This window comes from Micromonospora sp. AMSO12t (genome assembly GCF_008806585.1).
Classification (GTDB): Bacteria; Actinomycetota; Actinomycetes; order Mycobacteriales; family Micromonosporaceae; genus Micromonospora; species Micromonospora reichwaldensis.
In genome coordinates this window covers 1-5,427 of the sequence record NZ_WAAS01000360.1, presented here as the reverse complement: position 1 = coordinate 5,427, position 5,427 = coordinate 1, and the positions used below count along the sequence as shown (strand labels likewise).

Below are 5,427 nucleotides of genomic sequence, written 5' to 3'. Positions count from 1 at the left end.
CCGTCGACCCCGTCCCCCGCCGTGGCCGACCCGGGCGACTGGCGGACCGTCGCCGGCACCGGGATCACCACGGGGCCGACCGAGGGCGTCGGGAGGAACGGGGTGCTGCCGTCCGGCAGGGCCGTGCTGCCGACGGTGGCGGAGCCGGTGCTGATCGCGGCGAGGATGGGCATCGACGCGGTGCCGGCGAGCAGTGCCACCGTGAACAGGTAGCCCCGGGACGGCCCGCCCGAGCCGGGGGCCCGGTGCGCCCCGACCAGCCGGCGGTAGCCGCCGGCCCGGTGCCGGCCGAGGAGGGGAACGGTGGGATCTGGGCCTGGCTCGGACACCACACACCCCTTTTCGTCGACTCCGGCGGTGGACGGGCCGGTACGGCGACCGGCCCGAGCGCCCGGGGCACCGCCCGGACACGAGGAAGCGGCAAACCGCCCCGACGCGGACGATCCCGCGCCAATCAGCCTGGACCAGTGACGGTCGGTCGGCCAACCCTGTACAGCGTGTCGACACGCGTATCTGGCCGAACGGTGACGAACCATCGCCGGATCGGCCGCGCGTCGATGCAACGGACACCGGGCGCGCCGTGCGACGAAGCGGGCCACCGCGATCGGCCGGGACGGGCGCACTGTGGGCGCGCTCACGTGTGATGCGAATATGGACCACGACGGCAACGCAGCCACGACCTCCGCGCACCCTCGCGGCAGGCGCGGCTGGGCGCCGGCGCTCCCGATCCGGGTTCGGCCAGAATCCGGCTCACGCCGCGCGGCAACCCCCACCGGGGCTAGGCGCGGCCGCCAGGAACCCGTCCGGCACCAGCCGGGCAGGCGCACGAGTTGCGCGGCCGGGTGACCCCCCGGTGCCGACGCAGACAGACAGGGAGAGACGGATGGCAAAGGGCGACCCCGGGGTCTCCAGTCGCGGCCGACGGGCCGCACCCCGGTCCAAGAAGGGTGCGACCGGCGACCCGCAGCTGGTGCAGCTGCTCACCCCGGAGGGTGAGCGGATCGAGAGCGCGACCGGCCCGGACGGGACCGAGTACCGCGTCGACTTCACCGACGAGGAGTACCGCGGGCTCTACCGCGACCTCGTGCTGGTCCGCAAGCTCGACGCCGAGGCCACCGCGTTGCAGCGCCAGGGCGAGCTGGGCCTGTGGGCCAGCCTGCTGGGCCAGGAGGCCGCGCAGGTGGGCTCGGGACGCGCGCTGCGTACGCAGGACATGGCCTTCCCGACCTACCGGGAGCACGGCGTCCTCTACTGCCGGGGCATCGACCCGATCATGCCGCTCGGCCTGTTCCGGGGCGTCGACCAGGGCGGCTGGGACCCGAACGAGTTCAAGTTCAACATGTACACGATCGTGATCGGGGCGCAGACCCTGCACGCGACCGGCTACGCCATGGGCGTCCACATGGACGGCAAGACCGGCACCGAGGACGGCGAGGCGGTGATCGCCTACTTCGGCGACGGCGCCACCAGCCAGGGCGACGTCAACGAGGCGTTCGTCTGGGCCAGCGTCTTCAACGCCCCGCTGGTGTTCTTCTGCCAGAACAACCAGTACGCCATCTCCGAGCCGCTGGAGCGCCAGACCCGCGTGCCGCTCTACCAGCGGGCCGGCGGTTTCGGCTTCCCCGGTGTCCGGGTGGACGGCAACGACGTGCTCGCGTCGTACGCGGTGACCCGGCACGCGCTGGACAACGCCCGGCTCGGCCAGGGCCCCAGCCTGATCGAGGCCTACACCTACCGGATGGGCGCGCACACCACCTCCGACGACCCGACCCGTTACCGGATCGCCAGCGAGGTCGAGGCCTGGCAGGCGAAGGACCCGATCGCCCGGATGAAGGCGTTCCTGGAGAAGCAGCAGATCGCCGACGCGGACTTCTTCGCGGCCGTTGACGAGCAGGCCCGCACCGAGTCGGTGCACCTGCGCGAGCGGGTGCTCGCCATGCCCAACCCCGAGCCGGTGACGATGTTCGACCACGTCTACCCCAACGGGTCCCCCGAGCTCGACGAGCAGCGGGCGCAGTTCACGAAGTACATGGAGTCGTTCGAGGGGAGCGCCCACTGATGGCCACGGAGACGCTCACCCTAGGCAAGGCCCTCAACACGGGCCTGCGCAGGGCCCTGGAGAACGACCCGAAGGTCGTCATCATGGGCGAGGACGTCGGCAAGCTCGGCGGCGTCTTCCGGATCACCGACGGCCTCCAGAAGGACTTCGGCGACCAGCGGGTGATCGACACCCCGCTCGCCGAGTCCGGCATCATCGGCACCGCGGTGGGCCTGGCCATCCGGGGCTTCCGGCCGGTCTGCGAGATCCAGTTCGACGGCTTCGTCTACCCCGCGTACGACCAGATCGTGTCGCAGGTGGCGAAGATGCACTACCGCTCGCAGGGCAAGGTGCGGATCCCGATGGTCATCCGGATCCCGTTCGGCGGCGGCATCGGCGCGGTCGAGCACCACTCGGAGTCGCCGGAGGCGTACTTCGCCCACACCGCCGGCCTGAAGGTGGTGTCCTGCGCCAACCCGCAGGACGCGTACACGATGATCCAGCAGGCCGTCGCCTCGGACGACCCGATCGTCTTCCTGGAGCCGAAGCGGCGCTACTGGGAGAAGGGCCCCGTCGAGCTGGACGGCCCGCTGTCGGGGGCGTACCCGCTGCACTCGTCCCGGGTCGTCCGGCCCGGCACGGACGCCACGGTGCTGGCGTACGGGCCGATGGTGCGGACCTGCCTGGACGCGGCGACCGCCGCCGCCGAGGACGGCCGGGAGCTGGAGGTCATCGACCTGCGCTCGCTCTCCCCGCTGGACCTGACCGCCGCGTACGAGTCGGTGAAGCGCACCGGCCGCTGCGTGGTCGTGCACGAGGCCCCGGGCAACCTGGGCCTGGGCTCGGAGATCGCGGCCCGGATCACCGAGGAGTGCTTCTACTCCCTGGAGTCCCCGGTGCTGCGGGTGACCGGCTTCGACACCCCCTACCCGGCCTCCCGGGTGGAGGAGGAGTACCTGCCCGACCTCGACCGGGTGCTCGACGCCGTCGACCGCACCTTCGGCTGGTGAGCGGCATGTCACGGATCAAGGAGTTCAACCTTCCCGACCTGGGCGAGGGACTGACCGAGGGCGAGATCCTCGCGTGGCTCGTCAAGGTCGGCGACGTCATCGAGCTGAACCAGCCGATCGTCGAGGTGGAGACGGCCAAGGCGGCCGTCGAGATCCCGGCGAAGTGGGCCGGCCAGGTGCAGGCGATCTTCCACCCGGAGGGGAGCACGGTCGAGGTCGGCACGCCGATCATCGCGATCGACACCGACCCGGGCGCCGGCCCGATCGAGGCGTCGACGACCGGCGCCCCGGACGCGGCCCTGCCCACCCCGTCGGCGGCGTCGCTGGCCGCGGTCCAGGTGGCGCCGGCAGAGGGCGCGGTCGAGCCGGGCCTGATCGGCGGTCCCGCCCCGGGCGGCCGTACCGCCGTGCTGGTCGGCTACGGCCCGCGCACCACGGCGGCCAAGCGCCGCCCGCGCAAGGGTGGCACCCCGCTGCCGGCCCAGGCGGCCGCACCGGCCGCACCCGTCGCGCCGGCTGCCCCGGTCGTTCCGGCCCCGCCGGCGCCGCCCGCCCCGGTGGCGACCGCGCCGTCGAACGGTCACGGCCCGGCCGGCGGGCCGGTGCTGGCCAAGCCGCCGGTACGCAAGCTCGCCAAGGATCTCGGCGTCGACCTGTCCGCGCTGACCGGGTCGGGGCCGCTGGGCTCGATCACCCGGGAGGACGTACAGCGGGCGGCGAGCGGGGCCACGGCGGCGGCCGAGCCGCTCGCGGTGTCGGCCCCGGCCACGGCGGCCGCGAGCTTCGGCGCGGACCGCGAGCAGCGCATCCCCGTCAAGGGGGTACGCAAGCTCACCGCCGAGAACATGTCCCGCTCGGCGTTCACCGCTCCGCACGTCACGGAGTTCCTCACCGTCGACGTGACCCGGGCGATGAAGGCCCTGGACCGGCTCCGCAACCGGCGGGAGTGGCGCGACGTGCGGGTCTCGCCGCTGCTGCTGGTGGCCAAGGCGGTGCTGCTGGCCGTCAAGCGCCACCCGATGGTCAACTCGACCTGGGCCGGCGACGAGATCGTCGTCAAGGACTACGTCAACCTGGGCATCGCGGCGGCCACCGAGCGCGGGCTGATCGTGCCGAACATCAAGGACGCCGGCCGGCTCTCGCTGCGCGAGCTGGCGGACGCGATGACCGGCCTGGTGCAGACGGCCAAGGCCGGGAAGACCTCGCCGGCCGACATGTCCGGCGGCACGCTGACGATCACCAACGTCGGCGTGTTCGGGGTGGACACCGGTACGCCGATCCTGCCCCCGGGCGAGTCGGCGATCCTGGCCTTCGGCGCGGTCCGCGAGATGCCCTGGGTCCACAAGGGCAAGGTCCGGCCGCGTCAGGTCACCACGCTGGGCCTCTCCTTCGACCACCGGATCATCGACGGTGAGCTGGGCTCGAAGTTCCTGCGCGACATCGGGGAGTTCCTGGCCGACCCGGAGGCGGCGCTGCTCGCCTGGACCTGACGGTCCTGACGCCAGCCGAACGGCCGGTGTGCGACGGGTTGACGCCCGGCACACCGGCCGTGTCCTTTTGTGGCGCGCGCACGTCCGGCACCGGCCGCCTCTAGAGACAGAGGATTGCGTGGGTCACAGGCCCCCCTCACCTTCGATTGTTCGGCCCGTGTCCCAGCTCACCTAACAATCGATGGAAGTTGCGCCCGTCTTGGGGTTCAATGGAAGACATCAAGGGGCTGACAACCGAATAGCCAGGAGGAGAGACCCATGAGCATGATCGAGCGAATCCGCAACCGCCGCGACGCCAACCGCCGCGCCCGTGCCATCGAGCACGCGCTGCGCTCCGCCAACTCGCCCGCGGTCCGCGAAGAGATCCTCGCCATCGCCCAGCGTCACATGAGCTGACGCCCGGAACCTTTCTCACCTCCTCCAGATCGATGACCCGCCCGGTCCGCCCGGGCGGGTCATCGGCGTTTCGCAGCGGCTGACACCGGGATTCCACCTCGCCTCAGCGCCCGGTACGGTGGGCTTCGGTCGTCGCCCGCCGACCCGGAGCAGTCGAGTCGATAGAAGCCGCTCGACACCATCCGGCCACGGGGAGTGACGATCGTGCTCCCCGGTCGCCCTCGGGCGGTCACCGGATACGGTGCGGGGAGCCGGCACGGCCGGTACACCGGCGACGCCGGCCACCCTGCCGAGAAGACCGATCGGCAGTGGCGGCCGACAGGTGATGGAGGAGGCGCACGCATGACGTCCGAGGGCACGCACCACCCCGGCCAGCAGCCGGACGAGGTGTCGCCGGGCGCCGGCGGACCGGCGCCGTACGGCGACCGCCCGGCACAGCAGGACAACAGTTACGGCGCCGGCGCCCCCGATCTGGGCTGGGCACCCCCGCCCC

5 protein-coding genes are annotated in these 5,427 nt (G+C 72.4%); 4 read left to right on the top strand and 1 reads right to left on the bottom strand.

Annotated features, from left to right (window positions below):
• A partial coding sequence (locus tag F6X68_RS33740; protein WP_225852521.1) for a hypothetical protein occupies window positions 1-329 on the bottom strand: 329 nt, incomplete at its 3' end.
• Between the two features lie 554 nt (window positions 330-883).
• Between F6X68_RS33740 and pdhA the strand changes: the two genes are divergently transcribed.
• From pdhA to F6X68_RS33735, 4 genes are all read left to right on the top strand, one after another.
• A complete protein-coding gene (gene pdhA / locus F6X68_RS30280; RefSeq protein WP_132235260.1) occupies window positions 884-2,059 on the top strand; it encodes a pyruvate dehydrogenase (acetyl-transferring) E1 component subunit alpha in 1,176 nt (391 codons plus the stop codon).
• Window positions 2,059-3,048, top strand: a complete 990-nt coding sequence (locus tag F6X68_RS30275; protein WP_151457451.1) for an alpha-ketoacid dehydrogenase subunit beta — start codon at window positions 2,059-2,061, stop codon at window positions 3,046-3,048. The genes pdhA and F6X68_RS30275 overlap by 1 nt, the downstream gene beginning before the upstream one ends.
• A gap of 5 nt (window positions 3,049-3,053) precedes the next feature.
• Window positions 3,054-4,538 carry a dihydrolipoamide acetyltransferase family protein gene (locus F6X68_RS30270; protein WP_151457452.1) on the top strand — a complete coding sequence of 495 codons (1,485 nt, stop codon included), beginning with the start codon at window positions 3,054-3,056 and terminating at the stop codon, window positions 4,536-4,538.
• A 258-nt stretch (window positions 4,539-4,796) separates the two neighbouring features.
• Entirely contained in the window at window positions 4,797-4,934 is a 138-nt protein-coding gene (locus F6X68_RS33735) for a hypothetical protein (RefSeq protein WP_165947779.1), read from the top strand.
• Window positions 4,935-5,427: the final 493 nt, after the last annotated feature.